The sequence below is a fragment of the Rhodobacter lacus genome (assembly GCF_042683065.1).
In the GTDB taxonomy this organism is placed as follows: Bacteria; Pseudomonadota; Alphaproteobacteria; order Rhodobacterales; family Rhodobacteraceae; genus Rhodobacter; species Rhodobacter lacus.
Genome location: NZ_JBHUIX010000004.1, coordinates 256,818 through 283,112, shown reverse-complemented (window position 1 = coordinate 283,112; position 26,295 = coordinate 256,818). Strand labels below are relative to the sequence as shown.

The window sequence follows — 26,295 nt, the reverse complement described above, 5'->3', positions numbered from 1 at the left end:
TCATGAAAGCTTCATACGGAGGGCCGGTCTCGACAGTTCAGGCCGCAGGTTTGTCTGGCGTCGGCGGCCCCCCCCGCACGGGGGGCAGCACGGGGCCATGGGCGCGGCGGCCCGTCAGATCAGCGCCAAGATCGTGGTCTCGATCCGGTCGTGGTCGGAGAGCGGGTGCCCGCCGGGCGCGAGGCTGGGGTGGATCGAGGTGACGCCAAGTTTGAGACCGCGCGCCAGAAACCAGTCGAGCTTCATTGCGCGGTCGGGGAAGCGGGTGATCAGGCTCGGCCGGGTGGTGGGCTGGTGCTCCGGCCCGCCCGCGACGATGAACCCCCCGGCGCGGGCGATGTCGAACAGGGGCTCGGTGCGCCAGTCTCCGCCGGGACAATTGCCGGTGTTCAGATCGCCGCCGATCAACGCCGGGACACCGGGGAAATGGGTGTCGAGCGCGGCAATCAGCGCCGCCATCTGCGCGCCGCGGATCGGGCCGGTGTCGCTGCTCTCCAGATGGGTCGAGGCGAAGACGACAGGCCCGGCGGTGGTGGCGATTTCGGCCCCCACCGCGATGCGCCCGCCAAGGCGCGGCTGGCCTGCGTCGCAAAACCAGTGCCCCTGGCCGGGCAGGCGCAGCAAAAACGGCCGGATGAGCGCGGTGCGGGCAAGGATCGCATTGCCATGAAAGCCGTTGCGGTTGACCGGATCGGTGCAGAAATCACGCTCGATCTCGGAGCCAAGGCCGAGTTCGAGGAATTCGACGCCGAAGGCATGGGCAAGGCCGAGGTGGCGGGCGATCTCTCGCGCGGTGTCGACCTGCGCGGTCCGGGCCATGCCATGATCGAGTTCCGACAGCAGCACCAGATCGGCGCCCGCAAGCGCCTGCGCCGAAGGCTCGGGAAAAAGGCAGCGCTCAAGGTTCCAGGCGGCGACGCGGATCGGGAAGGTCAGGGCCAGCTCAGGCGCGGCGGCGCCGGTCTCCAACTCTGCCAGCGCCGGGACCGTGGCGCAGAGGCTGTCGTGGGTGGCAAGGTCGCGGGGCGTTGCGCTGGCAAAGGCGGCGCGCTCGGCCTGACCGGGGGCGGCGAGGCGGGGGGTGGTGGCAAAGATCATGCGCGCATCCGTTCGGGGGCGTGGACCGGCAGGGCGAGCCTTTTGCCGCTGATCGCGTCAAAAAGATGCAGCGCCTCGGGGGCGACGTTCAGGTGCATTTGCGCAGGCAGCGCCGCGCCCGAGGGCAGGGCGAGGCACAGCGGCTGATCCTCCACAAAACCATGCGCAAGCCGGCCTGCGCCGAGTTCCTCGACCAGATCGAGGCGGAACGGCAGGCCGGTCGCGGCGGGGCGCAGGTCTTCGGCGCGGATGCCAAGGGTGAGGGCGCGCGCGGGCGCCTCGATCCGGGCCAGCGCCACCCCGGCCAGGCGCAGCATCCCGGCCTCGATCCGCGCATCCATGAGGTTCATCGCGGGCGCGCCGATGAAGCCCGCGACGAAGGTGGAGGCGGGGCGGTGGTAGACCTCGAGCGGGCGGCCGACCTGCTCGATCTGACCGCCGTTCAACACCACCAGCCGGTCGGCCAAGGTCATCGCCTCAAGCTGGTCGTGGGTGACGTAAAGCGCGGTGGTGCCAAGGCGTTTTTGCAGCTTGCGGATCTCGCCGCGCATGGTGACGCGCAGTTTCGCATCGAGGTTCGAGAGTGGCTCGTCAAACAGGAAGGCGGCGGGCTGGCGCACGATGGCGCGCCCCATCGCGACGCGCTGGCGTTGCCCGCCCGAAAGCGCGCGGGGCTTGCGCTCGAGATAGGGGTGCAATTCGAGCATGCGCGCCGCCTCCTCCACCCGCGCGGCGATCTCGGCCTTGGGGAGGCGGCGGTTTTTCAGCCCCCAGGACATGTTTTCGCGCACGCTCATGTGGGGGTAGAGCGCGTAATTCTGAAACACCATCGCAATATCGCGCTCGGCCGGTTCCAGCCGGTTCACCTCGCGCGCGCCGATCCGCACCGTGCCCGAGGTGATCTCTTCGAGCCCCGCCACCATGCGCAAAAGCGTCGATTTTCCGCAGCCCGAGGGGCCGACGAGCACGATGAATTCGCCATCGGCAATGGCGAGCGACACATCGCGCACCGCCTGCGCGCCGCCCGGATAGGTTTTGCCCAGGGCTTCCAGAACGATCTCGGCCATTATTTGTCGCTTTCGGTCAGGCCCTTGATGAAGAGGCGCTGAAACGCGAGCACGACGCCAAGGGGCGGCAGCATCGCCAGCACCGCAAGGGCGAAGGCTTCGTTGTAATCGGGGATTTGCGCGCCGATCCAGACTTGCAAGATCGTCTTGATGCCGCGCATCAGGGTGAAGAACCGCTCGTCGGTGGTCATCAGCATCGGCCAGAGATACTGGTTCCAGCCATAGACGAACATGATGATGAAGATCGCCGCCATCATCGGGCGCGAGAGCGGCACCAGCACCCCAAGGAAGAAGCGCACCGGCCCCGCGCCGTCGATGCGGGCGGCCTCGTGCAGCTCGTCTGGGACGGATTTGAAGAACTGCCGGAAGTAGAAGGTGCCGGTGGCCGAGGCCAGAAGCGGCACGATCAGCCCCCAATAGCTGTTGAGCGCATGAAGCGTGCTCATCACCTGGTATGACGGCATGATCCGCACTTCGAGCGGCAGCAGGAGCGTGGTGAAGATCCCCCAGAAGATCGGCGTGGCCAGGCGGAAGCGGAAGTAAACCAGCCCGTAAGCGGCCAGCATCGAGACCACGACCTTGCCGAGCGCAAAGCCAAGGCCGAGGATCGTCGAGTTCATCAGCATCCGCGCGCCGGTCACCTGCCCGGTAAACCCGCCCCGTTGCGTGAGCACCTTTTCATAGGTGGCCCAGCCCTCGGTGCCGGGGGTCAGGTAAAGCCCGTTCATGTGGATTTCCGCTGCCGCATGGGTCGAGGACAGGAACGCCATCACCACAGGCGTGATCAGGACGGCCGCGCCAAGCAGCAAGATCAGATGGTCGAGGGGGCGGAAGCGTCGCATGATTTATCCGTAATGTACCCGGCGCTCGATCAGCCGGAACTGGGCGACGGTGAGGGTGGCGACGACCACCATCAAGATCACCGATTGTGCCGAGGAGCCGCCAATGTCGTTGCCCTTGAAGCCGTCGAGATAGACTTTGTAGACGAGCGTGATCGGGTTGTTCGCGGGCTTGTCCTTCACCATCACGTCGATGATCCCGAAGGTGTCGAAGAGCGCATAGGTGATGTTGATCACCAGCAGAAAGAACCCGGTGGGGGCGAGAAGCGGAAGCGTCACGTCGCGAAACCGCCGCCAGCCCGAGCGCGCGTCGATCAGCGCCGCCTCGCGCACGCTCGCGGGCACCGCCTGCAGCCCCGAGAGGAAGAAGATGAAGTTGTAGGGGATCTGCTTCCACACCGCGACAAGGATCAGCGCCAGCGCCGTGTCACGGTAGTCGATGCCCACCCGCATCTCCCAGCCAAAGAGCGCGGCGGCGCGGGTGAAGGGGCCGATATGCATGTCGAACATCATCATGCCGATGAGCCCGACCACCGGCGGCGCGATCGCATAGACGGAGATCAGCGCGGTCTTGTAGCCGCCCGCACCGCGCATCACCGCATCGGCCTTGACCGCGAGAAGAAGGCCGAGGCCGAGCGAAAGAGCGGTGACCGAGGCCGCGAAAAGCGCGGTGAAGCCCGCGATATGGCGGTATTCGGAGGAGGCCAGCGCGTCGCGGTAATTGTCGAGCCCGACGAAGGAAGACCCGAAGCCGAACGGGTCTTCGAGGTAGAACGAAGATGTCACCGCCTGCACCGAGGGCCAGTAAAAGAAGATCGCCACGATCAGCAGTTGCGGCGCGACGAAGAGCCAGGGGGCGAGCGGGTTGGCGAATTGCGCGGCCTTGGCGGGCGGCGCGGGCGGGCGCGTTCCCCAGCGGCGCAGGCGCGCGAGGGGCGAGGCGGCAGGGGCGACGGGAGTGGTGGTCATCGGCGTCTTTCAAAGGGCAAGGCCCCGGAGGTTTCCCCCCGGAGCCAAGGGCGTTGCGCGGGTCTCAGTTCGCGGTCTTGGCGAATTTCGCCAAAAGCGCATTGGCCTCGGTCTGCACCGTGTCGAGCGCCTCTTTCGGCGTGGTTTCGCCCGAGAAGATGCGGTTGAATTCGCGCTCTTCGATGGTGCGGATCTGCGGGAAGAAGCCCATCCGGTAGCCCTTGGTCCACTCGCCGCCCGGCAGCATCAGCTGCTTGATGCCCACTTCGGCGATCGGGGTTTTCTCATACCAGCCCTCGGCCTTGGCCATGTCATAGGCGGCGGTGGTGATCGGCACATAGCCGGTGTTCTCGTGCCAGTAGACCTGGATTTCCGGCGAGGTCAGGAAGCTGAAGAACTCTGCGGTGCAGGCGTTCTGGTCGTCGGGCTTGCCCGCCATGGCAAACAGCGCGGCGCCGCCGATGAAGCTTTGCGTGCCGGTGCCGAGCGCCGCCCAATAGGGCAGGAAATCGGCCGAGAACGGCATTGCCGCGGTCTTTTGCAGGCCCCCGAAGCTGCCCGAAGACCCGATCCAGAGCGCCACCTTGCCCTCTTCGAACGGTTTTTGGTTGTCGGCCCAGCCCGCACCATAGAAGCCGAAAAGCCCCGCATCGGCCCAGGCTTTCAGCTTGTCGAACATCATCACCGTGTTGTCGTCGTTGATCACGATCTCGGTGCCGTTCACGCCGTCATAGCCGTTCGCATTGGTGGCGAATTGCTGGTTGTTGCGCGATTTGAAGTTCTCGACGAATTGCCAGGTCAGCTGCGAGGCGGTGAGCGGAATATAGCCCGCCTCTTTCAGCTTCGGCGCGATCTGTTCGAATTCTTCCCAGGTCTTCGGCGCCGCGACGCCCGCCTTTTGCAGCGCCTCGGTGTTGATATACATGATCGGCGCCGAGGAGTTGAACGGCATGCCGACGAATTTGCCGGTGCTGTCGGCGTAGAAATTGCGCACGCCCGGAATGAAATCCTCGCGGCTGAAGGGCTTGCCCGCGGCGGTGATCAGGTCTTCGGCGGGGATCACGGCGCCTTTCGCGGCCATGATCGTGGCGGCGCCCGCGTCGAACACCTGCAGAATGTTGGGCTGCTCGCCCGAGCGGAACGCGGCGATGCCCGAGGCCAGCGCCTCTTCATAGGTGCCCTTCGAGAGCGGCGTCAGGTGGCAGGCCTGCTGCGCCTCGTTGAACTTTTGCGAGATCTCGTTGATCACCTCGCCATTGCGGCCGCCCATGCCGTGCCACCAGCTGATTTCGGTCTGGGCCAGCGCCGAGGTGGTGGTCAACGCGGCCACGAGGGTCGCAAGCGAAATGGTCTTGAGCATGGGTCTCTCCGGCTAGGATGCGGGGGTCAAAGTCGCGCGGACCCTGCGCCGGAGCGATGACAGATCGTTAACCTTTGCGTAACGGTTCGATGAAATCCGCCCGATGTGGGGGTGGGGCGGGGGCGTCATGGTGCTGTCGCCGGGGCGTCACCTGCGCTTCATGCAAGCGCCCTAACCGGAGGGCATGCAGATCAGTCCCCTCCCTTCCGCCCCCGAAATCCGTTGCGAAAGCCTCTCGCGGGGCTTTGAGGCGGTGCGCGCGCTCGACAATGTCTCGATCACCCTGCCGGGCGGGCAATTCTCGGTGCTGCTCGGCCCTTCGGGGTGCGGCAAATCCACCTTGTTGCGGCTGATCGCGGGGCTTGACGCGCCAAGCGCGGGCGTGGTGCGCATCGGCGGGCGCGACATGGGCGGGGTGGCGCCGGTCGGGCGCGGCCTGTCGATGGTGTTTCAATCCTATGCGCTCTTTCCGCATCTGAGCGTGGCCGAAAACATCCTGTTTGGCCTGTCCGTGCGTCGGGTCGGGCGCGCCGAACAGGCCGAGCGGCTGGCGCGGGTGGCCGAGATGATGGGGCTGGGCGCGCTTTTGGCGCGCAAGCCCGCCGCGCTTTCGGGCGGGCAGCAGCAACGCGTGGCGCTGGCGCGTGCGGTGATTTCGGAACGCCCGATCTGCCTGATGGACGAGCCTTTGTCGAACCTTGATGCGCGCCTGCGCGCCGAGATGCGGGTGGAGCTGCGCGCGCTGCAGCGGCGCCTTGGGCTGAGCGTCGTCTACGTCACCCACGACCAAACCGAGGCGATGACCATGGCCGATCAGATCGTGGTGCTGAACGCGGGCCGGGTCGAGCAGCTGGGCCGCCCCGAAGAGATCTACACCCGCCCCGAAACCGCCTTTGTCGCGCGCTTCATCGGCCTGCCGCCGATGAATATTCTGCCGCTGGTCGATCTGGGGGAGGCCGAACTGGATGGGGCAGGGGGGCTGGTCCCGCAAGCCCTGCCCCGCAGCACCCTTGCCGGCCTGCGCCCCGAGGCGCTGCGCGTGGCGCCCGCCGGGACGCATACCGGTTTGCCCGTGCGCCGGATCGGGCAGGAATATCTGGGCGCAGACCTGCTTTTGCGCGTTGCCACGGGCGGCGCCACGCTGGTGATGCGCCTGCCCGCCGCCGCGCCGCCGCCGCCCGAGCGCTTTTCCCTCACCTGGGCGCCCGATGCGCTGCATCTCTTCGCCGCTGACACCGGGCGGCGGCTGACCTTCCCTCCGAACCCTTCGTTTGCTCCCTCCGAAAGGACCCTGCCATGACCTTCCGTTCCGCCTTTCTGGGCGCCGCGGCCTGCCTTGCGCTGGCCGGCCCGGCGCTCGCCACCGATCTGGAATTTTACTTCCCCGTCGCGGTCGGTGGCAAAGCCGCCGAAACCGTGCAGGCGCTGACCGAGACCTATATGGCCGCGCACCCGGATGTGAAGATCGCGGCGATCTATACCGGCTCCTATGCCGACACCACCACCAAGGCGATCACCGCCGCGCGTGGGGGCAACCCGCCGCAACTGGTGATTTCGCTCTCCACCGACATGTTCACCTTCATCGACGAAGACCTTGTCCTGCCCTTCGACGATTACCTCTCCGAGGCCGACCAGAAGGACTGGATCGGCGGCTTCTACCCGGCGTTCCTGCGCAACAGCCAGACCGGCGGCAAGACCTGGGGCATCCCGTTCCAGCGTTCGACCCCGGTGCTTTACTGGAACAGGGCGGCGTTCAAGGCGGCCGGTCTCGACCCCGATCACGCCCCCGCGAACTGGGCCGAAATGGTCGAGATGGCGCAAAAGCTGACCGTCGCCGATGCCTCGGGCAAGGTCACGCAATATGGCGTTCTGATCCCCTCCTCAGGCTTTCCGTCGTGGCTTTGGACCGGCATCGTCGCGGGCAATGGCGGCCGCCTTGCCAATGAAGACGGCACCGAGGTCAGCTTCAATTCCCCCGCCGCGGTCGAGGCGCTTGGCGCGCTTGTGTCACTCGCGCAAGATGGGCTGATGGCGCCCGGCATTCAGGATTGGGGCGCCACGCCGAAGGCCTTTTTCGAGGGGCAGGCGGCAATGATCTGGACCACCACCGGCAACCTGACGAATGTGCGCGAGAATGCGCCGTTCGACTTTGGCGTGGGCTTCCTGCCGGGGCTGAAGCAGAACGGCGCGCCGACCGGCGGGGGCAATTTCTACCTGATGAAGGGCTCGTCCGAGGAGGAGCTGAAAGCCTCGGTCGACTTCGTGAAATGGGTCACCGCGCCCGCGCAGGCGGCCGAATGGACCCGCGCCACCGGCTATGTCGCGCCGCGCCCCGATGTCTGGGCAAGCGCTCCGATGCAGGCCTACGTTGCCGATTTCCCGCAAGCGGCGGTGGCGCGCGATCAGCTCGCCTATGCGGTGGCCGAACTGTCCACCCATGACGGGCCGAAGGTGACACAGATCCTCAATTCCGCGCTCGAAGCCGCGATCACCGGGCAAAAGGCGCCGCAACAGGCGCTGGACGATGCACAGGCCGAGGCCGAAGCGGTGCTCGCCGACTGGAAATAACCGCCCTCAACCATCGGGGCCGGGCGCGCCCGGCCCCCTTTGCGGAGACCTCATGCAACAACGCGACTGGGTTCAGGGCTGGCTTCTGGTGCTGCCGGCGCTGGTTTTTCTGATCACCTTCACCCATTGGCCGGCGGTGCAGACGCTGCTGGACAGCCTCTGGTCGATGCCGCGCGGCAAGCGTCCCGCCGCTTTCGTGGGGCTTGCGAATTATGCCCGCATGGGCGCCGATCCGATCTTTGCCAAGGCGCTCTGGAACTCGACGCTTTACGCTGCCCTCACCATCCCGGCCTCGGTGATCCTTGCGCTGATCATGGCGCTCGCGGTGCAGGCGCGGTTCGCGGGCGTTGCGCTGATGCGGATGGCGTTTTTCACCCCCACCGTGCTGCCGCTGATTGCCATCGCCAATATCTGGCTGTTCTTCTACGCCCCGGGCTTTGGCCTGATCGACCAGATCCGCGCGCTGTTCGGCCTGCCCTCGGCCAATTACATCGGCCAGCCCGCCACCGCGCTTTACGCGCTCGCGGCCGTGACGATCTGGAAAGAGGCGGGGTTCTTCATGATCTTCTTTCTCGCCGCGCTGCAAACGATCCCGCCAAGCCTGCGCGAGGCCGCCGCAATCGAGGGCTGCGCGCGCCTTGCTTTCCTGCGCCGTGTCATCTTGCCGCTGATCATGCCGACCACCCTTTTCGTCACCGTGAACGCGGTGATCAACGCGTTCCGGCTGATCGACCATGTGTTCGTGATGACTAGGGGCGGGCCTGACAATGCCACGATGCTGCTGCTTTATTACATCTACGAAAACGGCTTTCGCTATTGGGACACGGCCTATGCCAGCGCGCTGACGATGGTGCTGGTGGGGATCTTGACCGTGGTGGGAATCGGGCAGGTTCTGATCGTCGACCGCAAGGTGCATTACCAATGAGCGCGGCGCCCCCGAGCCTTGATCGGGCGCTGATGCGCGCGGGCGCATGGGCGCTGGCGCTCCTGTGGCTCGCGCCGCTTGGCTATGCGCTCTGGTCGGCCTTCCATCCGGCGGCGTTCGAAGCGCACTTCACCCTCGCCGCGCCGCTGACGCTTGAGAATTTCGCCACCGCCTGGGGCAAGGCCCCCTTCGCGCGCTATTTTCTCAACACGGTGGTTCTGGTCAGCCTGATCCTGAGCGCGCAACTGCTTCTTTGCACGCTTGCGGCCTTTGCCTTTGCGCGGCTCAGCTTTCCCGGGCGCGGGCTTTTGTTCGCGCTGGTGCTGATGCAACTCCTGATCATGCCCGACATTTTGCTGGTGGAGAACTACTCCACCCTGCGCGCGCTCTCGCTCGTGGATACGATCCCGGCAATCGGCCTGCCCTATGTCGCCTCGGGCTTTGCCATCTTTCTGCTGCGCCAAACCTTCAAGACGATTCCGCGCGAGCTTGACGAGGCCGCCCGGGTCGAGGGCTGCACCACCCTTGGCCTTTTGTGGCGCGTCTATGTGCCGCTTGGCCGCCCCGCGATGCTCGCCTTCGCGCTGGTCTCGGTCTCGACGCATTGGAACAATTTCCTGTGGCCGCTGGTGATCACCAATTCGGTCACCACCCGCCCGCTGACCGTGGGCCTGTCGGTATTCGCCACCACCGACAGCGGCACCTCCTGGGCGGTGATCAACGCCGCCACGCTGATGTCTTCCGCCCCGCTCCTGATCGCCTTTCTTCTGTTTCAGCGCCAGTTTGTCCAAAGCTTCCTGCGCGCGGGGATCAAGTGACAAACGCGCCCCCCCTGGCCGTTGTGCGGGCGATCTTGATGCGGGGCGCCGTGCCGCGCGCGCCCTGATTTTGCGCGAAGGGGAGGTGCAGGGGAGACCCCCCGAAAGCCGGGCGCACCGTGCCATCTGTCGCAGGGCCGTTCAGCCCCGTGCTGCCCCTGCGCTTCGGGCAATTTTGTCTGGACGCGGCGCTTGCGCAGCCTAATCTTCCGGGGAGCGCGGAACCACACCTGCCGTCGGCGGTTTTCCCCCTCTCTGCTCAGCCAACCGGATGCCAGATCGTGCAACGCCATGCCTGCCCCTGCTGCCAGCAGGAAATCTACCCCCAAAACACCGCCTGTCTCAATTGTGGCGCCGACTTGGTCTTCGCCCCGCGGCAGGGCGTGTTTGTGGAGGTTGCGCAAAGCCCGGGCGGGCCCTGTTGCAATCGCGCGGCAATCGCTTGCAACTGGCAGGCCGAGACGACCGGAGGCCTGTGTCTGTCCTGCGCGCATACCACTGTGGTCCCCGATCTTGGTCTGGCGGGCAATGCCGAACGCTGGGAGCGCCTTGAGACCGCCAAGCGCGCCCTGATCCTTATGCTGGTGCGGCTCGGGCTGCCGCTGGTGACGGCTGAAGGTATCGCTGTGCCGCGCTTCGAGTTGAAGGGCGATCCGGTTGACAGCGCCGCGCCACGGGTGCTGACCGGGCACGAGAACGGCACGATCACGATCAATATCGCCGAGGCTGACGACGCCGAGCGCGCCCGCATCCGCGCGCAGATGCAGGAACCCTATCGCACTTTGGCCGGGCACTTCCGGCATGAGGTTGCCCATCATTACTGGGAGGTCCTGACCGCCGCGGACCCGGCCCGGATCGCGGCGCTGCGTGTGGTCTTTGGCGACGAGCGTCAGGATTACGCCGCGGCGCTGCAGAGCCATTACGTCACCGGCGCGCCGTCCGACTGGCCCGAGCGCTTCATCTCGGCCTATGCCAGCGCGCACCCTTGGGAAGATTTCGCGGAAACATGGGCGCATGTGCTGCATATGCTGGACGGGCTGGAGACAGCGCAGGCCTTCGGTCTGATCCTGAGCGGCCCGCCGCGGACGCTGGAGCGGCTTGTCGAGGTGCCGATGCCGGATCTGGCCCGGGACTGGATCTCCTTGTCGTTAGGGCTGAATGCCGTCAATCAGGCCATGGGCCACGAGGCCTTCTATCCCTTCGTGTTGTCGCCTGCGGTGATCGACAAGCTCGAAGCGGTCCGGGCGCTGATGGCCGAGGCGGGGGCCCGGGGGCGGTGCGAACTCGGTTGAACCGGTCCCGCACGGCGCGCCCCGCTCGGCGTTGGCCTGGAGCAAGCCCGCCTCATAGCAACGGGCGGGTTTCGGGTTTTTCGAGGTCGATCATGGCAATATCGGCCAGCCGCCCGAGATCTTCAATCACCATCACGCCCTCGGACCAGCGCAACAACTTGTCGCGGCGCAGCGCCTGAAGGGTCTTGTTGGTATGGACAAGCGACAGGCCAAGCGCGTCGGCCAGATGCTGCTGACGAAACGGCACTTGTGCCTGGTTCTTGCTGGCAAGCCCGAGCGCACGCAGACGCACGAAGACCCGCACGATCGCCCAGCAGATCCTCTCCCGGGCGTCGCGCTGCCCAAGCGAGGCAATCGTTTCGCCGAGGAAATGCTCCTCGATTGCGGCAAGCCATGTCATGTCGAAGGCGCGCTCGGGGCTGGTGCGGAACATGGTCCACAGATCCTCGCGGCCAAAGACGCAAAGTGTCATTGGCGTCACCGCTTCCACGGAATGCTTCATCTCCCCCATCAGCCCTGCCTGCAGGCCGATGAAATCGCCGGGGAAAACGAAGTTTAACACCTGCCTGCGCCCGTCCTCGAGTGTTTTGTAACGTATGCCCATGCCACTCAGCACGGTGAAGAGCTGCGGGCTGGCCGCGCCTTCGAGCAGCAGCGTCGTGCCGCGCAAAACCTGAAGCTCGCCGCGCTTGATGGATTGGGTGAAGCTGACCTCGTCATCATCCATCGGGGTGAAGAGCGAACAGGCGCGCAGCGGGCAGCTCTTGCAAGGTGTTCCGACCATGGAATGTTTCCCGGTTAGGATATGTCATAGTTTAATGCGGACGGGCGGCTAAAGTTCCATGATGGCGGCAAACAAGGAGCGTAGCATGAGCGACCGCCATCCACGATCGAGGGCCCAGATGCGGCCTGAAGACTATCGAGACCACTACCTTGTTGCGATTGACGATCTGATCGTTGCGTAGGACATCTGCGAAATAATCCTCGAGCACGATCCCCGCGCGATTGTGCATCGGCTTGCGGGAATGGAGGCCGTCACCGCGACCGCGGCGCAACTGAGCCGAATTGCCGCGGCCTTTGTCTGGGCCGATCTCGCGCGGGCGCGGCAAGCCGGTATCGTGGCCTCGCTGCGCGAGCGCGGCGGGCGGCTGGTGTTGCTCGGTGAGCTGGCCGAGAACAGCGCCGGGGTATCCGGGCTGAGTGGCTCTGCCGAGGGGCTTGAGTGGGTGATCCTGCTCCGCCCGTTCTTCACCTCCGATGTGCAGGAGCTGCTTGGCCCGCGGGACAGTCTCGCCGGCGCTCACCCCGCAGCCACATAGATCCCCGCCGCATGAGGGCCGATCAAGACGGGGCCGCCGCCCCACCGCCCGCCCCGTCATCGTGCTGGAGCGCATGCAGATCCGCGCTCTGGAAATCGTTGAAAGCGGCGCTCTATCCCGCCCGTTGGCGGCGCGCCCCCGGCAGTGTTGCGCCTCAGTGATCACGCGGCTTCATGCGGGGGGCGGCACCGCGCGCGCAGGCGCGCCAGCGCGCGTCGCGCGCGCGTGGGTCTATGGTCATCGGCCGGTATTTGGCGGGCAAGGCTATGATCTGGCATCTCTTTTTTTGATGAAAAAGTTGGCAGGGCAGGAACCAGACCGGCCTGCGTTCGTTTGGGTGGTATCAAACGTAACGATGGAGACACACCGTGAAAAAGCTGTTTGCAACCACCGCCGTCGGTCTGATGCTCGCTCTGCCGATCTCGGCCCAGGCCCAAGTGACTGCTGACTCCGATACGATGTTCTACCCCACCGTCGAGCACGCAGTGAAAGCCTCGGATCTGATCGGCAAGCGCCTCTATGTGGCCAAAACGGAAGTCGACACCTCGGCCGCTTACACTGATGCGGATACCAATTGGGACGATATTGGCGAGGTGTCGGACGTTGTCATCGATCTCAACGGCGACATCGAGGCCGTCTTGGTCGATGTCGGCGGCTTCCTGGGGATCGGCGAGAAAACCGTGGCCGTGAACCTGTCCTCGCTGAAGATGATCCCGGATGGCGACGATGCCGATGACTATTTCGTCGTTCTGACCGGTGAGAAGGCGATGCTCGAAGCGGCTCCGGCCTATACTTCTGAACCGGCTGCCACCGATGATGCCACGGCAGATGCGACCGGAGCCAAAGCGGGCGGCGATGCCATCGAATGGAGCGACATCACCTCTGAGGAGCTGACCGGCGCGCGCGTCTATGGCCCGAGCGGCGAGGATCTGGGCGAGATCAGCGAGATCGTGATGACGGACGACATGAAGGTCGGTTCGCTGATCGTCGATGTGGGCGGCTTTCTTGGCATCGGCGAGAAACCCGTCTCCCTGCACCCCGCCGACCTGACGCTCACCCGCGATGGCGATGACATCAAGGTCCATTCGGCGATGACCAAAGATCAACTCAAGAAGTTGCCGGCCTACGAGAAGTAAAGCCCGAGTGCCGCGCTAAATCTGACGAGTTGATCTCTGTTCGAGATGCTGCGCCCCGCCTTTGTGCGGGGCGCTTTGCATCGGTCTGGCGGGAGGGGAAACGGCTTTTCCCATCTCGTCTGCTCCTTCAGGTTGGGCCGACTCTACATCAGGCTGAGGGAACTTCCGGGGGGCAGGTCACTGGCCAGGAACGATGCCTTCCCAAAGCCATGTCTTGGTGATCGGGTCAGAATGTCGCTGAAGCGGAGGTTCGCCTAGCGGATCACCTTCAGCCATTTCCGTATCCGCAGGCGCGCATTCGCGTAGGGCGAAGAGGTGTTGAACTGGACCATCCGTCCCTTCGTCCACTTGCCATACCACGGGCGGCCATAAAGCTCGTCGTTCGTCCGGGACGAAATCGTTTCGACCAGCCCGAGATGGGTTGCCGCAAGGCGGCTCAGGAGCTCATGCCAGTCAAGATGCTGATAATCGGCATAGAATTTTTGCGCCAGCAAGCCGAGTTGATTCCACTTGAAGCCAGTTTCGGGAAAGTCCACGGCCTCGCCATGATCGTCCCGATCCAGCCATCGCAAAACGAGTTCGTTCCAGCCAAGCAGATAGGACACCAGATCGGCGGGGCTCATCATCGTTCCAGCGGCATGGCCTTGCATGGAGGCGGTGCGCGCAAGCGCCGGCGGCACACGCTCAAGGTCGGATATCAACTTGGTGAATGTCGTTGAAATCGCATCCAGAAGCTCTGCTTTCGAGTTTGGAGCGGCCATCTTGTTCCCTTGCGCAGTTTGTTCGAAGATAAGTTTGACGCGCCCCATCGCCAAAGACAATCAGGGGCGCGAAGCGGCGGCGCGGCGGCCGCACAGGGGGGGCGGCCCCAGGCGCAATGTCCCTCCCGACGCAAAGTCGTCGCGCGCGAAACGCACGGCGGCGACGCGATGCACAGCGAACTGCCAGTCGAGCACTCGCGCGCGACTCCGCGCGGCTTCCCCGAAGCGGTCGACCACGGCAGTATGCAAAAAACCCCGGCAGCGGATGTCGGCTGTGCGGACGAAGCTGTCATTCGGATCAGACCGCCTGAGGGATGAGAATAGTGGCTTCCATGAACGTGACGGCGTTGCCTGACAGAAGCACTCGCTGCTCGGTCAACTCGCAGTCCAGCCAACCACCACGCGCCGAAGCCTGAAAGCCCGTCAGCCTGTTCCGGCCCAGCTTTTCAGCCCAATAGGGCACAAGCGTTGCATGGATTGACCCAGTGACTGGATCTTCGGGAATACCGGCGCCGGGGGCGAAATAACGCGAGACAAAATCTGCCGGAGCATCGTCTGCATCCACCCCCGTTACGACCAAGCCGACAGAGCCGAGCCTAGAAATTGCGTTCAGATCGGGCGCGAAGTTCCGGACAGCCTCGGCACTGCCAAGGTCAACGAAGATGTTCTCAAAGTTGCGGAACATACCAACAAGGGGCACTGAAAAAATATCCGCGATCTCAAGCGGCAGGCTCTTGATGGCTTCGGGGGCCATTCGGGGAATGTCGAGGCGGTAACCTCGCGCCTTTTTCGATACCCTGAGTTCGCCGACACGGGTATGAAATATGAGATCGGAATCGGCACCCTGCTGCGTGAACAGGATATGCGCCGTTGCCAAAGTGGCATGCCCGCAGAAATCCACCTCATGTGCAGGGGCGAACCAGCGCAAATCCCATGCGCCATCCTTGCGAGGTTTGACAAAAGCGGTCTCGGCAAGATTGTTCTCCTGCGTGATGGCCAGCATCAGGTCATCAGAAAGCCAGTCCTCAAGCACCAGAACGGCGGCGGGATTGCCCGCGAAAAGCTGATCGGTAAAGGCATCGACCTGATACATGCGCATGGACAAACCTGAAGTTTAGGAACGGATTTTCGAAGTATAGAAGAAGTCGCCGACCGTCTGCTATGGGCTCGAAGCGGCCTTGCGGCGGCGCGGCGAGCCTTTCTTGAGGTTGGCGCCGCCGTATCGACCCGATGGGCTCTTTGCAGGCGCTCACCCTTCCGACCCACGCCACCTAAGGGGCCACCCGAGCGCGCCGCAGCGAGGGGGCAGCCACGGGGCGACCTTCGTGCCGGGCACTGCGTTCGGCTTTCTGCGTTCGCAAGAGGCCATCTGGCAGGGGGCGGAACGCATGATTTAAATGCCGTCCGGGCCTCTGTCGTCCTGTGCCGGAGCCATCGCCGGTCGCATTTTGGGAAAACCCCGGGATGGGGCGCCGACAGGAGAGCCTCCCCGACGCCGGCAGAGGGCGTGACCCTCAGGCAAGCTCTTCTCACTGCCGCGGTCGAAGGCGGGCGGCTTCGGGGCCGACAGGGGCACCGGGAGTTTGCGCACCCCGTCCCACAAATGCCCAACCGCCGGGTTTTGGCGTCTGTTGTCAAGATTTGACTGGAGAGTTGGCTGGGGTGCCAGGATTCGAACCTGGGAATGGCGGTACCAAAAACCGCTGCCTTACCACTTGGCGACACCCCAACTCTGTGCGGCGGTGTTTAGCCAAGGCCGATGGGGCGCGCAAGAGGAAAATGCGCGAAATTCGTTGCCTTTTCGCGCGCGCGCAGGCAGGCACGGGGAATGAGTACATTCGATGCAATCATCCTGGGCGCCGGTGCGGCGGGGCTCTTTTGCGGCGTTGAAGCTGCGGCGCGCGGGCGGCACATTGCCGTGCTCGATCATGCCGCGCGGCCGGGGGAAAAGATCCGCATTTCCGGCGGCGGGCGGTGTAACTTCACCAACCAATCGCTGACACGCCAAAATGCGCCGGACCGATTCCTGTCGGAAAATCCGCGCTTTGCGCTCTCAGCTCTGTCGCGCTTCACGGCGCGAGACATGATCGCGCGGATCGAGGCGGCCGGCATCCCCTGGCATGAGAAACACTCGGGTCAGCTCTTCTTCGATGGCAAGGCGCACCAGCTCGTCGAGCATTTCTGCGCCGCCCTGCCAGAGGGGGCGCTGCGCCTTGGCGTGGCGGTCGAGGCAGTGAACCGCGTGGCCGAGGGCTTCGCGGTGAGGACCTCCGAGGGGGTGATGCGCGCGCCGCGGGTGATCGTGGCCACGGGCGGCAAATCAATCCCGAAAATCGGCGCGAGCGGGCTTGGCTACAAGATCGCCGAAAGCTTCGGGCTCCGCGTCACCGAAACCCGACCGGGCCTCGTGCCGCTCACCTTTGCCGAGCAGGATCTGGCGCGCACGGCGCCGCTGGCGGGGATCGGGCTGCCCGCGCGGGTGCACCTTGGCAAACGCAGCTTCGACGAGGCGCTCCTTTTCACGCATCGCGGCCTCTCTGGCCCGGCGATTCTGCAGGCATCAAGCTACTGGCAGCCGGGCGAGGCGCTCACCATCGACCTCGCGCCGGGCCGCGACCTTGTGGCCGAACTCGCAGCGATCCGCGCCGAGACCGGCCGGATTGCGGTGCAAACGGCGCTGGCGCGGCTCTTGCCGGAAAAGCTCGCGCAGGTGCTGGTGGCCGAGTCCGGCGTGTCGGGGCGGCTCGCCGATCTCTCCAACCGCGCGCTCGGCCCGCTCGTCTCGCGCGCACAAGACTGGCAGATCCGCCCGGTCGGCAGCGAGGGCTATCGCACCGCCGAAGTGACCGTGGGCGGCGTGGCGACCGAGGCGCTGGAGGCAAAGACGCTGGAGGCAAAAGCCGTCCCCGGGCTCCATTTCATCGGCGAAGTGGTCGATGTGACGGGCTGGCTCGGCGGCTATAACTTCCAGTGGGCCTGGTCTTCCGCCTGGGCGGCGGCGCAGGTGATCTGAGCGGGCAGGGGGCGCTGCCCCCGTCTGCTGACGCAGACTCCCCCGGGATATTTCGGCAAAGTCGAAGGCAGAAGCGGTCTTGGCTTCGACTTTGTGCAAATATCCCGGGGGGTGAATTGGCCGCAGGCCAAGAGGGGGGCAGCGCCCCCCGCGCCCGTGCTCAGAGGCGGATCGGGTCGTCTTTGGCGAGCCGATCAAAGGCCATCAGCGAGGCCATCAGCTTCGGCATCTGATCAAGGGCGATCATGTTCGGCCCGTCCGACGGGGCATTGTCGGGGTCTTCATGGGTCTCGATGAAGACCCCGGCAATGCCAAGGCTCACCGCCGCGCGCGCCATCACCGGCGCCATCTCGCGTTGCCCACCCGAGGCGCCGCCCAGCCCGCCGGGCTGCTGCACCGAATGGGTCGCATCCATGATCACCGGATAGCCGGTCTTCATCATCGTCGGCAGGCCGCGCATGTCGGCCACGAGCGTGTTGTAGCCAAAGGAGCTGCCGCGCTCGGTCAGCAAGATCCGCTCATTGCCGGTGGAGGCGACCTTTTCGGCCACATTCGGCATGTCCCAGGGCGCGAGGAACTGGCCCTTCTTGATGTTCACCACCCGCCCGGTATCGCCCGCGGCGAGCAAAAGATCGGTCTGGCGGCACAGAAAGGCCGGGATCTGGATCACATCGACCACCTGCGCCACCACGCGCGCCTGTTCGGCATCGTGGATATCGGTGAGCACCGGGCAGCCGAGCTTGGCGCGCACCGTCTCCAGCACCGCAAGCCCGGCATCCAGCCCGAGCCCGCGCTTGCCCGTCAGGCTGGTGCGATTGGCCTTGTCATAGCTGCCCTTGAAGATGAACTGCGCCCCGTTGGCGGCGCAGATCTCAGCCATTTTCTCGGCGATCATCATCGCATGGGCGAGGCTCTCAAGCTGGCAGGGCCCCGCGATCACGGTGAGCGGCTGGTCATTGCCGATACGCAACCGGTCGAGAGTAATCGTCTTCATGGGGCCTCCTGAGGGTCTATGGCCGACCGCTCAGCTCGAGACCTGTTCGCGCAGGATCGAGGCGGTCAGCGACAGCATCAGGTAAATACCCGAAAAGATCAGGAAGGCCAGCAGCGTATCCTCAAAGGCACGCGGATAGGTGGGCTCATCGGGCGCCACCGGGCGCACGCCCATCTCAAGATAGCGCACCTGCTTGTTCGCCTCGATCCGGGCCACTTCCATCTGCTGCGCCGCCGCGGCCAGAAGTTGCTGGCGGGTGGCGAGTTCGGCCTCGGCAATGCGCAATTGCCCGGTGACCGCGGCGAGCGATTCGTTCGAACCATTGCGTTCGGTGAGCTGCTTGCGCAGATCGACAATCAGCCCCTCGAGCCGCGTAATGTCACCCTGCACCCCGTCCACGCGCGCCTGACTCGGGCGGGCGTTGTCCAGAAGCTGGCCCAGTTCGAGCCGCTTTTTCTGCAATTCGGTCTCGAAGGCGGTCACCTGGCTCATCACCGCGCTGCTCTCCGCGAGCGGGTCAAGGATGCCGACCTTTTCCTGCAGATCGAGCACTTTCGCCTGAGCCGCGAACACTTTGGCCTCGGCATCGGCATAGCTTTCGCGCGCCCCGCGCATCTGATCTTCGCGCAGCCGTGCGGTGAGCTTGTCGACCTGTTCCTCGGCATAGGAAATCAGCGCCTCGGAAAATGCCTTGGAAACACCCGGATCGGCGGCCACCACTTCCATCCGCACGATCCCCTCGGAGGGGTCGTAGCCGATTTTCACATTGCGTTTGTAGACCTTGTAGGCAGCCTCGTTGGTGGCATCCGAATCGAGCCGTTGCAGCGGGTCGATGCCGGGTTGCGAGAAATGTTCCTTGAAGTGCTTGTCGGCCTCAAGCCGCAGCATCGCATCGCGCGATTGCAAGAAGCTCTGCACCGTCACCGAATCCTGATTGGTGGCGAGCTGGGTGCCGGAGAAGAGCGAGCCAAGGCCGGAGGCGCCAGACATGCCATCGGCCTTCTGGATCACGAATTCGGTTTTTGTCGCATACATCGGCGTGGCGATGGCGAAGTAATACCAGCCCGCGAGCAAGGTGGGCAGGAACACAAAGAAGGTCAGCCGCGCCGCCAGAAGCGCCAGCCGGCGGCGGCGGCGCTTGGCGATGTCGCGTTGAATGCGGATGATCTCGCGGGCGCGCGCGCCCTCGTCAAGGGGCGGTGCGCCTTGCGGGGCGGGCACCGGCGCGCCCGCGGTGGTTTGCGGCAGTTGCACCCGCGTGTCAGCCCCCGCGCCGTCGATCCGGGCGAGCGCCTGGATCGTGGCGGAGCCTTTGGCGGCAAGGGCGGGCACGGCGCGCGCCGCCGCCTCGGAAACCGCGGTTTCATTGGCCTTGTCGAGCGCGAGCAGCGCGCCGCGATCAAACGGGTCAATGCCGCGGCGGCGCAGGATCCGCACCGCCTCAAAATCGGAAGTGGCCTCGATGCCATGCTTTTGCGCGGTGCGACGGGCAAGCCGCAATTGGCGACCGGTCAGCCCCTCGGCGCGGATCGCCTCGATCTCCTCTTCCGGGGTCAGCTCTTTCGGCGCCAGAACCTGCTGGCTCTGCGCGCGATGCGCCGAAGCCTCGCCGGGCGCGCCCGTTCGGGGCGCGGCTGTAGGAAACACCTGATCGCCGAACCCGTCTTCGGCGGGCTCGAACAGGCTCGCAGGATCTGCGGCGGGTTCAGCCGAAGGCGCGGGCGCGGTCTCAAGCGGGCGGGTGCCGGCCCGCTCTTGCGCGGCAGCCGCCCGCCGGCGCAGCATCATCTCGACCGTTGTCTGGTCAACGGGCGGGGCCGGCGCAGGAATGGGCTCCGCAGCGGCGGGCCCCGCCGGATCGGCGTCACCGGCAATGCGGATGCGGTAGCGTGCGGCCTTAAGCATGGTAATCATACATCCGTTTTGCTTCGTCGAGCGTGTCGAACATGTAAAGTTGGCCATCGCGCAGCACGGCTGCGGTGCGGCAGAATTTTTCCAGCGTGCTGGCCTGGTGCGAGACAACGACGACAGTGGCATCCTGCAGCCGGTCGCGCAGGATTGCCCCGGCCTTGCGGTTGAATTCCACATCGGTGGTCGAGGGCATGCCCTCGTCAATCAGGTAAATATCGAATTCGAGCGCGAGCAGCAGCGAGAAGGTCAGCCGCGAGCGCATGCCCTGACTGTAAGTGCCCACCGGCATGTCAAAATATTCTTCAATGCCGCAAAGCCAGCGGCAGAAGGCCTCGACGTAATCGGGGTCGAGTTCATAGAGCCTTGCGATATAGCGCACATTCTCGCGGGCGCTGTGGCGGTTCACCAGCCCGCCCATGAAGCCAAGCGGAAACGACACCCGGCAGTTCTTGCGGATCTCGCCCTCATCGGGCTTTTCGAGCCCGGCCATCATGTTGATGATGGTGGTTTTGCCGGTGCCGTTGGGGGCAAGGATGCCAAGGGAATTGCCCAGCTCAACCCGAAACGACGCCCGGTCGAGAATGACCTTGCGCTGCTTGCCGGTCCAGAAGGACTTGCTGACATTGTTGAACTCGAGCATTGCCCCGGTCCGGTTCCTTGCTTGCCTCGCGGCACTTTCTTTGCCGTATGTTACGCGTTACCCTGCCGATTGTGATCTCAACTGGTGGAGATTTCGCTTAAAAGGAATTTTGGGCGACATTATGTCCGATAGGGCGATCTTCCAACACTCCGAGAGATTCTGTTGCGGTTTGCGAAACGAAGCCCGGCGATGAGCGGGGCCGAACAGGCGCAGGATCTGGCGCGCGAGATCGAGGGCTGCCGTCTTTGCGCGGCGCGCTTTGCTGCGACGGCTACGGCCCATGCGGCCCGCCCGGTGGTCTGGTTTCGGCCCGGTGCGCGGCTTTTGATCGTGGGGCAGGCGCCGGGGGCGCGGGTGCATCAATCGGGGCAACCCTTCACCGACCCTTCGGGGGAGCGGCTGCGCGACTGGATGGGGATCGACGCGGCCACGTTCTATGACCGCGACCGCATTGCCATTGTGCCGATGGCCTTCTGCTTTCCGGGTTATGATGCGAAGGGCGCCGATCTGCCGCCCCCAAAGCTCTGCGCCGAGACCTGGCGCGCGCGGGTGCTTGCGGCGCTTGGGCCTTTTGAGACAACGCTCCTCGTGGGCGGGGCGGCGATCCGGTGGCATCTGGGCGAGAGCGGGCTGACGCAGGCGGTGGCGGGCTGGAAATCGCATGCGCCCCGCGTCTTTCCCTTGCCGCATCCCTCGTGGCGCAATACGGGATGGCTCAAACGCAATCCCTGGTTTGCCGCGGAGGTGCTGCCCGCCTTGCGCGCCCGGGTGAAGGAGGTGCTCGATGACGCCCTATGACCGCGCCCATGCGGCGATGGAAAACGACCCGGAAAACGAAGCCTTGCGGCTCGCCGTCTATGACCGGCTCGCGGATGCCGAATTGTTCGTGCTGCTGGAAGAAGACCCGGACGGCGAGGATATCACGCCGCAGGTCTTTGCCACCGAGGATGGCGATTTCATCCTTGCCTTCGACCTTGAAGAACGGCTCGCGGCCTTTGTCGGCGCGCCCGCGCCCTATGCGGCACTGCCCGGCCGGGTGATTGCCCAAAACCTCGCAGGCGAGGCGGTGGGGCTCGGCATCAATCTGGGCGTGGCCGATTCAGCGATGCTGCTGCCGCCCGAGGCGCTGGAATGGCTCACCCACACGCTGACCCATGCGCCCGAGGCCACCTCGGCCCGGCCCGTGTCCTTTGAGGCGCCGAGCCTGCCGCCCGCGGTGCTCGGTCTGCTGCTTCCCGCCTTCGAGGCGAAATTCGCGCAGATCGCCGGGCTTGCCACCGATGCGCTTTTGGGCGGCGTAACCTATGAAGGCGGCGGGCGCGGCCATGTGCTCGCCTTTCTTGGCGCGCCCGAGCCTGCGCAGCCCGGCATTGCCAAGGCGATGGCCGAAGCTTTGGTGTTTTCGGGGCTTGAGGCCGGGGCGATCGACGTGACCTTTCTGGCCGAGGATGATCCCGCCACGGACGTGCTTCTGGAAAGGGCGCTGGTGCTGCATCTGCCCGAACGCGTCGAGGAAGAGGTGCAGGAACTGGGCCGCACGCCGCCCGGCATGGACCCGGACAAACCGCCGATTCTGCGGTGATCCTGCGCTGATCCTGCGGTGATCTGCCCCGCCGCCGGGTGACGTTTCAGTTGCGCGAATCCCTTCAATTGGTCATCAAGTTTGACCAGAGTGGGAGGAGAGCTCATGGACATGCCGGTTCCCAGCGCCAAGGTGCTGGCCGATAAGGCGCGCATCGTCAAACGCCTGCGCAAGGTGCTGCCGCGCGATGCGGTGATCGACGATCCCGCCGAGACGCGCGCCTATGAATGTGATGCGCTCTCCGCCTATCGCTGCGCGCCGCTTGCGGTGGTGCTGCCACGCACCACGCAGGAAGTCGCCGCCTGTCTCAAGCTTCTCCACGAGCTGCGGGTGCCGGTGGTGCCGCGTGGCGCGGGCACCTCGCTTGCGGGCGGCTCCATGCCCTCGGCCGATGCGGTGGTGCTTGGCCTTGCACGGATGAACCGGGTGCTTGAGATCGACACCGAAAACCGCTTCATCCGGGTTGAGGCGGGGCGCACCAATCTTTCCGTCACCGGCGCCATCGAGGGGCAGGGCTGGTTTTATGCGCCCGACCCCTCCAGCCAGCTTGCCTGCGCGATTGCGGGCAATATCGGCATGAATTCGGGCGGCGCGCATTGCCTCAAATACGGGGTGACGACGAACAATCTGATGGGCGTCACGCTGGTCACGATGCAGGGCGAGGTGGTGACGATCGGCGGGCCTTGGTGCGATGCGGGCGGGCTCGACCTTCTGGGCGTGATCTGCGGCTCGGAGGGGCAGCTTGGCGTGGTGACCGAGGCGACCTTGCGGATCTTGCGCCAGCCCGAGGGGGCGCGCCCGGTGCTGATCGGGTTCGGGTCGAACGAAGTGGCGGGCGCCTGTGTTGCCGATATCATCCGCGCGGGCATCCTGCCCGTGGCGATCGAATTCATGGACCGCCCCTGCATCGAGGCGACGGAGGCCTTTTGCCATGCAGGCTACCCCGATTGCGAGGCGCTCTTGATTGTCGAATGCGAGGGCTCGGAGGCGGAGATCGCCGAGCAGCTTGGCCTCATTCGCCAGATCGCCGCGCGCCACGATCCGGTCGAGTTTCGCGAGGCGCAGAGCCCGGATGAGGCAAAGCGGATCTGGCTTGGCCGCAAATCGGCCTTTGGCGCGATGGGGCAGAAGGGCGATTACATGTGCCTTGACGGCACGATCCCGGTCTCGGCGCTGCCCGAGGTGCTGAAGCGGATCGGTGAGATCTCGCGCGCCTTCGGGCTTGAGGTTGGCAATGTGTTTCATGCGGGCGATGGCAACATGCACCCGCTGATCCTTTACAACGCCAATGCGCCGGGCCAGCAGGAGCTGTGCGAACGAATGGGCGCGGAGATCTTGAAGCTTTGCGTCGAGGCGGGCGGGTGTCTGACCGGCGAGCATGGCGTGGGGCTCGAAAAGCGCGATCTGATGGAGGTGCAGTTTGCGCCCGAGGATCTGGAGGCGCAGATGCGGGTGAAGGACGTGTTCGACCCGGCCTGGCTTCTGAACGCGGCGAAAGTCTTTCCGCTTCGGGTCAGCGCGGCGCGGCGCGGGAGCAAGGGGGCGCTGCCCCCTCGGCGCTGACGCGCCTCACCCCCGGGATATTTGAGCAAAGTCGAAGGCGAAACGGCATGAGAGTGACGCGCGAGAGCGAACTGGTCGAGGTGGTGCGGGCGGCGACCGCGCCGCTGCACATCACCGGCGGCGGCACGCGGCCGGTGGGGCGGAGCGAGGGGGCGGCGCTTCAGGTCGCGATCTCGGGCATTACGCTTTACGAGCCGGGCGCGTTGACGCTGATTGCGGGCGCGGGCACGCCTTTGCGGGTGATCGAGGAGGCGGTGGCGGCCGAGGGGCAGCGGCTCCCGTTCGAGCCGGTGCGCTGGGGCGCCTTGCTCGGCGCCACGGGGGAGAGCACGATTGGCGGCGTGGTGGCGGCCAATGTCTCCGGGCCGCGGCGCATTCAGGCCGGGGCCTGCCGTGACAGCCTGATCGGGGTGCGGTTTGTCGATGGCACCGGGGCGGCGGTGAAAAACGGCGGGCGCGTGATGAAGAATGTCACGGGCTATGATCTCGTGAAGCTGATGGCGGGCTCCTGGGGCACGCTGGGCGTGCTGAGCGAGGTGGCCTTCAAGCTTTTGCCCGCGGCCCCCGCGCAGGCGAGTTTGGTGATGGATGTGCCCTTGGCCGCGGCAGCAAAGGTGCTGGCGGCGGCGCTGGGATCGCCGTTTGATGTTTCGGGCGCGGGCTGGATGCCGGGTGTGGGCGCGATGGTGCGGCTCGAAGGGCTTGCGGAATCGGTCGCCTACCGGGCCGGGCGGCTGGCCGAGGTGCTCGCGCCCCATGCGCCGAAGATCCTGCGCGACGAGGGTGCGGGGCTTTGGCGCGATCTGGGCGAGGGAAAGCCCTTGCAGGGGCGCAGGGGCGATCTGTGGCGCTTCTCGGTCAAGCCCTCCGAAGGGCCGCAGGTTGCGGCGCGGCTCGGGGGCGCGGTCGTGCTCGACTGGGGCGGCGGGCTCGTCTGGGCGCTTGTGACGGAGGGCACGGATGCGCGCGCCCTTGCCGCGCCTTATAGCGGCCATGCCACCTGCCTGCGGGGGCCCTTTGCCGCCTTTGAGCCCGAACCGGCGCCGGTGGCCGCGCTTGCGCGCGGGCTGCGCGCGCGCTTTGACCCCAAGGGCCTTTTCAACCCCGGAAAGATGGGCTGATGCAGACGTCATTTACCCCCGAGCAACTCGCAGATCCCGCGATTGCGCGCGCCAACGAGATCCTGCGGGCCTGCGTGCATTGCGGCTTTTGCACCGCCACCTGCCCCTCTTATCAGGTGCTGGGCGATGAGCTCGACAGCCCCCGCGGGCGCATTTACCTGATCAAGGAGATGCTGGAGACGGGCCGGCCCGCCGATGCCCGCACCGCCAAGCATATCGACCGCTGCCTCGGGTGCCTTGCCTGCATGACCACCTGCCCCTCGGGCGTGGATTACATGCATCTGATCGACCATGCCCGCGCCCATGTGGAGCGCACCTACAAGCGCCCCGCGGGCGAGCGTTTGTTGCGCTTTTTGCTTGCAAAGATCGTGCCCTATCCGCGCCGGTTCCGCCTTGCGATGAAGGGCGCACGGCTCGCGCGCCCGCTCGCCTTCGCGGTGCCGGACGACCGGCTCAAAGCGATGCTCGCGCTTGCACCCGCGCAGCTTCCCAAGCCCTCGAAGAATGACCGCCCGCAGGTCTTTGCCCCGACCGGGCCGCGCCGCTACCGGGTGGCGCTGCAAACGGGCTGTGCGCAAAAGGCGCTCGACACCGATATCAATGATGCCACGATCCGGCTGTTGCGGCGGCTCGGTTGCGAGGTGGTGATCCTGAAGCTTGGCTGCTGCGGTGCGCTGTCGCATCACATGGGGCGCGAGGGGGAGGCCCATGCGCAGGCGGCGGCGAATATCCGTGCCTATGCCGCCGCGGGGCCGCTTGATGCGATCGTCATCAACACCTCGGGCTGTGGCACCACGGTGAAGGATTACGGGGGGATCTTTGCGGGCGATCCGCTGGAAGGGCAGGCGGCGCAGGTGGCGGCCCTGGCGAAGGATATCACCGAGTTTCTCGAAACGATTGGCCTGCCGCAAGGCGCGCCCAAAGGCCTGCGCGTGGCCTATCATTCCGCCTGTTCGCTGCAGCATGGCCAGAAGGTGAAAACCGCGCCCAGGGCGCTGCTTGCGGCGGCGGGCTTCGAGGTGGTGGAACCGGCTGACCCGCATCTGTGCTGCGGTTCGGCTGGCACCTACAACCTTTTGCACCCCGAAATCGCGGGGGAATTGAAGCGCCGCAAGATCGCCACGCTCGAGGCGACGGCGCCGCAGATCATTGCCGCGGGCAATATCGGCTGCATGATGCAAATCGGCTCGGGCACCGGCGTGCCCGTGGTGCATACGGTGCAATTGCTCGACTGGGCGACCGGCGGGCCGAAACCACATGGGCTTGCGGCCTTGCCATAATCTCGCCAAGGCCGCAGGCTAGGCGCAAGACCGGACCGC

Annotated in this window: 24 protein-coding genes and 1 tRNA gene; 13 read left to right on the top strand and 12 right to left on the bottom strand. The window is 65.5% G+C overall.

Translation table 11 applies throughout. The features are described from left to right. Positions 1 to 114 precede the first annotated feature (114 nt). From ACFSM0_RS04845 to ACFSM0_RS04825, 5 genes are all read right to left on the bottom strand, one after another. Positions 115 to 1,098: an endonuclease/exonuclease/phosphatase family protein gene (locus ACFSM0_RS04845; protein ID WP_377387873.1), complete on the bottom strand. Its 984-nt coding sequence runs from the start codon at positions 1,096 to 1,098 to the stop codon at positions 115 to 117. Beyond that, positions 1,095 to 2,165 (bottom strand): sn-glycerol-3-phosphate ABC transporter ATP-binding protein UgpC, encoded by a 1,071-nt coding sequence (gene ugpC, locus ACFSM0_RS04840; protein ID WP_377387871.1) that lies wholly within the window; start codon positions 2,163 to 2,165, stop codon positions 1,095 to 1,097. The genes ACFSM0_RS04845 and ugpC overlap by 4 nt, the downstream gene beginning before the upstream one ends. Beyond that, the gene (locus ACFSM0_RS04835) at positions 2,165 to 3,007 is read right to left on the bottom strand and encodes an ABC transporter permease subunit (RefSeq protein WP_377387869.1); all 843 of its coding nucleotides are present in this window, start codon (positions 3,005 to 3,007) and stop codon (positions 2,165 to 2,167) included. Before ACFSM0_RS04835 ends, ugpC begins: the two co-directional genes overlap by 1 nt. Positions 3,008 to 3,010: 3 nt before the next feature. After that, positions 3,011 to 3,973 (bottom strand): ABC transporter permease subunit, encoded by a 963-nt coding sequence (locus tag ACFSM0_RS04830; protein ID WP_377387867.1) that lies wholly within the window; start codon positions 3,971 to 3,973, stop codon positions 3,011 to 3,013. Positions 3,974 to 4,037: 64 nt separating this feature from the next. Further along, complete coding sequence (locus ACFSM0_RS04825) at positions 4,038 to 5,333, bottom strand: extracellular solute-binding protein (protein WP_377387865.1); 1,296 nt, start codon at positions 5,331 to 5,333, stop codon at positions 4,038 to 4,040. A 184-nt stretch (positions 5,334 to 5,517) separates the two neighbouring features. Here ACFSM0_RS04825 and ACFSM0_RS04820 point away from each other — a divergent pair, with 184 nt between their 5' ends. From ACFSM0_RS04820 to ACFSM0_RS04800, 5 genes are all read left to right on the top strand, one after another. After that, complete coding sequence (locus tag ACFSM0_RS04820; RefSeq protein ID WP_377387863.1) at positions 5,518 to 6,633, top strand: ABC transporter ATP-binding protein; 1,116 nt, start codon at positions 5,518 to 5,520, stop codon at positions 6,631 to 6,633. After that, positions 6,630 to 7,901 carry an ABC transporter substrate-binding protein gene (locus tag ACFSM0_RS04815; RefSeq protein ID WP_377387861.1) on the top strand — a complete coding sequence of 424 codons (1,272 nt, stop codon included), beginning with the start codon at positions 6,630 to 6,632 and terminating at the stop codon, positions 7,899 to 7,901. The genes ACFSM0_RS04820 and ACFSM0_RS04815 overlap by 4 nt, the downstream gene beginning before the upstream one ends. A 52-nt stretch (positions 7,902 to 7,953) precedes the next feature. Next, positions 7,954 to 8,826 (top strand): carbohydrate ABC transporter permease, encoded by an 873-nt coding sequence (locus ACFSM0_RS04810; protein ID WP_377387859.1) that lies wholly within the window; start codon positions 7,954 to 7,956, stop codon positions 8,824 to 8,826. Beyond that, on the top strand, positions 8,823 to 9,644 hold the full coding sequence (locus ACFSM0_RS04805) for a carbohydrate ABC transporter permease (RefSeq protein WP_377387857.1): 822 nt from the start codon (positions 8,823 to 8,825) through the stop codon (positions 9,642 to 9,644). Before ACFSM0_RS04810 ends, ACFSM0_RS04805 begins: the two co-directional genes overlap by 4 nt. 119 nt (positions 9,645 to 9,763) lie before the next feature. Next, positions 9,764 to 10,936, top strand: a complete 1,173-nt coding sequence (locus ACFSM0_RS04800) for a zinc-binding metallopeptidase family protein (protein ID WP_377387855.1) — start codon at positions 9,764 to 9,766, stop codon at positions 10,934 to 10,936. A 52-nt stretch (positions 10,937 to 10,988) separates the two neighbouring features. Here the strand turns inward: ACFSM0_RS04800 and ACFSM0_RS04795 are convergent, their stop codons facing one another. Continuing rightward, a complete protein-coding gene (locus ACFSM0_RS04795) occupies positions 10,989 to 11,720 on the bottom strand; it encodes a Crp/Fnr family transcriptional regulator (protein WP_377387853.1) in 732 nt (243 codons plus the stop codon). Between the two features lie 241 nt (positions 11,721 to 11,961). Between ACFSM0_RS04795 and ACFSM0_RS04790 the strand changes: the two genes are divergently transcribed. Both ACFSM0_RS04790 and ACFSM0_RS04785 read left to right on the top strand, forming a co-directional pair. Continuing rightward, positions 11,962 to 12,255: a hypothetical protein gene (locus ACFSM0_RS04790; RefSeq protein ID WP_377387851.1), complete on the top strand. Its 294-nt coding sequence runs from the start codon at positions 11,962 to 11,964 to the stop codon at positions 12,253 to 12,255. Between the two features lie 368 nt (positions 12,256 to 12,623). Continuing rightward, a complete protein-coding gene (locus ACFSM0_RS04785) occupies positions 12,624 to 13,391 on the top strand; it encodes a PRC-barrel domain-containing protein (protein WP_377387849.1) in 768 nt (255 codons plus the stop codon). Positions 13,392 to 13,645: 254 nt separating this feature from the next. Here the strand turns inward: ACFSM0_RS04785 and ACFSM0_RS04780 are convergent, their stop codons facing one another. The 3 genes from ACFSM0_RS04780 to ACFSM0_RS04770 all read right to left on the bottom strand — a co-directional run bounded on the left by ACFSM0_RS04780 (position 13,646) and on the right by ACFSM0_RS04770 (position 15,881). Continuing rightward, on the bottom strand, positions 13,646 to 14,152 hold the full coding sequence (locus ACFSM0_RS04780) for a ClbS/DfsB family four-helix bundle protein (protein WP_377387847.1): 507 nt from the start codon (positions 14,150 to 14,152) through the stop codon (positions 13,646 to 13,648). Positions 14,153 to 14,450: 298 nt separating this feature from the next. Further along, positions 14,451 to 15,251, bottom strand: coding sequence for a PhzF family phenazine biosynthesis protein (locus ACFSM0_RS04775; RefSeq protein WP_377387845.1), 801 nt, complete (start codon positions 15,249 to 15,251; stop codon positions 14,451 to 14,453). 555 nt (positions 15,252 to 15,806) lie between these two features. Next, a tRNA-Gln gene (locus ACFSM0_RS04770) sits at positions 15,807 to 15,881 on the bottom strand. Between the two features lie 99 nt (positions 15,882 to 15,980). On the opposite strand from ACFSM0_RS04770, the gene ACFSM0_RS04765 reads away from it, so the two are divergent. After that, the gene (locus ACFSM0_RS04765) at positions 15,981 to 17,165 is read left to right on the top strand and encodes a BaiN/RdsA family NAD(P)/FAD-dependent oxidoreductase (protein WP_377387843.1); all 1,185 of its coding nucleotides are present in this window, start codon (positions 15,981 to 15,983) and stop codon (positions 17,163 to 17,165) included. Positions 17,166 to 17,325: 160 nt separating this feature from the next. Here the strand turns inward: ACFSM0_RS04765 and kdsA are convergent, their stop codons facing one another. Genes kdsA through ACFSM0_RS04750 form a run of 3 tightly spaced genes read right to left on the bottom strand, consistent with a single transcriptional unit; the run spans position 17,326 to position 20,710 of the window. Next, on the bottom strand, positions 17,326 to 18,159 hold the full coding sequence (kdsA, locus tag ACFSM0_RS04760) for a 3-deoxy-8-phosphooctulonate synthase (protein WP_377387842.1): 834 nt from the start codon (positions 18,157 to 18,159) through the stop codon (positions 17,326 to 17,328). A gap of 30 nt (positions 18,160 to 18,189) precedes the next feature. Beyond that, the gene (locus tag ACFSM0_RS04755; RefSeq protein WP_377387841.1) at positions 18,190 to 20,073 is read right to left on the bottom strand and encodes a KpsE/RkpR family capsule polysaccharide export protein; all 1,884 of its coding nucleotides are present in this window, start codon (positions 20,071 to 20,073) and stop codon (positions 18,190 to 18,192) included. Then, positions 20,057 to 20,710 (bottom strand): ABC transporter ATP-binding protein, encoded by a 654-nt coding sequence (locus tag ACFSM0_RS04750; RefSeq protein ID WP_377387840.1) that lies wholly within the window; start codon positions 20,708 to 20,710, stop codon positions 20,057 to 20,059. Before ACFSM0_RS04750 ends, ACFSM0_RS04755 begins: the two co-directional genes overlap by 17 nt. A gap of 189 nt (positions 20,711 to 20,899) precedes the next feature. Here ACFSM0_RS04750 and ACFSM0_RS04745 point away from each other — a divergent pair, with 189 nt between their 5' ends. From ACFSM0_RS04745 to glcF, 5 genes are all read left to right on the top strand, one after another. Then, the gene (locus ACFSM0_RS04745) at positions 20,900 to 21,508 is read left to right on the top strand and encodes a uracil-DNA glycosylase family protein (RefSeq protein WP_377387838.1); all 609 of its coding nucleotides are present in this window, start codon (positions 20,900 to 20,902) and stop codon (positions 21,506 to 21,508) included. Continuing rightward, positions 21,495 to 22,292, top strand: coding sequence for an SseB family protein (locus ACFSM0_RS04740; RefSeq protein ID WP_377387836.1), 798 nt, complete (start codon positions 21,495 to 21,497; stop codon positions 22,290 to 22,292). Before ACFSM0_RS04745 ends, ACFSM0_RS04740 begins: the two co-directional genes overlap by 14 nt. Before the next feature lie 105 nt (positions 22,293 to 22,397). After that, on the top strand, positions 22,398 to 23,855 hold the full coding sequence (locus tag ACFSM0_RS04735; RefSeq protein WP_377387834.1) for an FAD-linked oxidase C-terminal domain-containing protein: 1,458 nt from the start codon (positions 22,398 to 22,400) through the stop codon (positions 23,853 to 23,855). A gap of 47 nt (positions 23,856 to 23,902) precedes the next feature. Further along, complete coding sequence (locus tag ACFSM0_RS04730; RefSeq protein ID WP_377387832.1) at positions 23,903 to 24,976, top strand: FAD-binding protein; 1,074 nt, start codon at positions 23,903 to 23,905, stop codon at positions 24,974 to 24,976. Beyond that, positions 24,976 to 26,256, top strand: a complete 1,281-nt coding sequence (gene glcF, locus ACFSM0_RS04725; protein ID WP_377387830.1) for a glycolate oxidase subunit GlcF — start codon at positions 24,976 to 24,978, stop codon at positions 26,254 to 26,256. The genes ACFSM0_RS04730 and glcF overlap by 1 nt, the downstream gene beginning before the upstream one ends. The last annotated feature ends 39 nt before the right edge of the window (positions 26,257 to 26,295 follow it).

Coding starts and splice junctions, on each gene's coding strand:
- ACFSM0_RS04845 (WP_377387873.1), bottom strand. CDS start 1,098: ATGATCTTTGCCACCACCCCCCGCCTCGCCGCCCCCGGTCAGGCCGAG.
- ugpC (WP_377387871.1), bottom strand. CDS start 2,165: ATGGCCGAGATCGTTCTGGAAGCCCTGGGCAAAACCTATCCGGGCGGC.
- ACFSM0_RS04835 (WP_377387869.1), bottom strand. CDS start 3,007: ATGCGACGCTTCCGCCCCCTCGACCATCTGATCTTGCTGCTTGGCGCG.
- ACFSM0_RS04830 (WP_377387867.1), bottom strand. CDS start 3,973: ATGACCACCACTCCCGTCGCCCCTGCCGCCTCGCCCCTCGCGCGCCTG.
- ACFSM0_RS04825 (WP_377387865.1), bottom strand. CDS start 5,333: ATGCTCAAGACCATTTCGCTTGCGACCCTCGTGGCCGCGTTGACCACC.
- ACFSM0_RS04820 (WP_377387863.1), top strand. CDS start 5,518: ATGCAGATCAGTCCCCTCCCTTCCGCCCCCGAAATCCGTTGCGAAAGC.
- ACFSM0_RS04815 (WP_377387861.1), top strand. CDS start 6,630: ATGACCTTCCGTTCCGCCTTTCTGGGCGCCGCGGCCTGCCTTGCGCTG.
- ACFSM0_RS04810 (WP_377387859.1), top strand. CDS start 7,954: ATGCAACAACGCGACTGGGTTCAGGGCTGGCTTCTGGTGCTGCCGGCG.
- ACFSM0_RS04805 (WP_377387857.1), top strand. CDS start 8,823: ATGAGCGCGGCGCCCCCGAGCCTTGATCGGGCGCTGATGCGCGCGGGC.
- ACFSM0_RS04795 (WP_377387853.1), bottom strand. CDS start 11,720: ATGGTCGGAACACCTTGCAAGAGCTGCCCGCTGCGCGCCTGTTCGCTC.
- ACFSM0_RS04790 (WP_377387851.1), top strand. CDS start 11,962: ATGGAGGCCGTCACCGCGACCGCGGCGCAACTGAGCCGAATTGCCGCG.
- ACFSM0_RS04780 (WP_377387847.1), bottom strand. CDS start 14,152: ATGGCCGCTCCAAACTCGAAAGCAGAGCTTCTGGATGCGATTTCAACG.
- ACFSM0_RS04775 (WP_377387845.1), bottom strand. CDS start 15,251: ATGCGCATGTATCAGGTCGATGCCTTTACCGATCAGCTTTTCGCGGGC.
- ACFSM0_RS04765 (WP_377387843.1), top strand. CDS start 15,981: ATGAGTACATTCGATGCAATCATCCTGGGCGCCGGTGCGGCGGGGCTC.
- kdsA (WP_377387842.1), bottom strand. CDS start 18,159: ATGAAGACGATTACTCTCGACCGGTTGCGTATCGGCAATGACCAGCCG.
- ACFSM0_RS04755 (WP_377387841.1), bottom strand. CDS start 20,073: ATGATTACCATGCTTAAGGCCGCACGCTACCGCATCCGCATTGCCGGT.
- ACFSM0_RS04750 (WP_377387840.1), bottom strand. CDS start 20,710: ATGCTCGAGTTCAACAATGTCAGCAAGTCCTTCTGGACCGGCAAGCAG.
- ACFSM0_RS04745 (WP_377387838.1), top strand. CDS start 20,900: ATGAGCGGGGCCGAACAGGCGCAGGATCTGGCGCGCGAGATCGAGGGC.
- ACFSM0_RS04740 (WP_377387836.1), top strand. CDS start 21,495: ATGACGCCCTATGACCGCGCCCATGCGGCGATGGAAAACGACCCGGAA.
- ACFSM0_RS04735 (WP_377387834.1), top strand. CDS start 22,398: ATGGACATGCCGGTTCCCAGCGCCAAGGTGCTGGCCGATAAGGCGCGC.
- ACFSM0_RS04730 (WP_377387832.1), top strand. CDS start 23,903: ATGAGAGTGACGCGCGAGAGCGAACTGGTCGAGGTGGTGCGGGCGGCG.
- glcF (WP_377387830.1), top strand. CDS start 24,976: ATGCAGACGTCATTTACCCCCGAGCAACTCGCAGATCCCGCGATTGCG.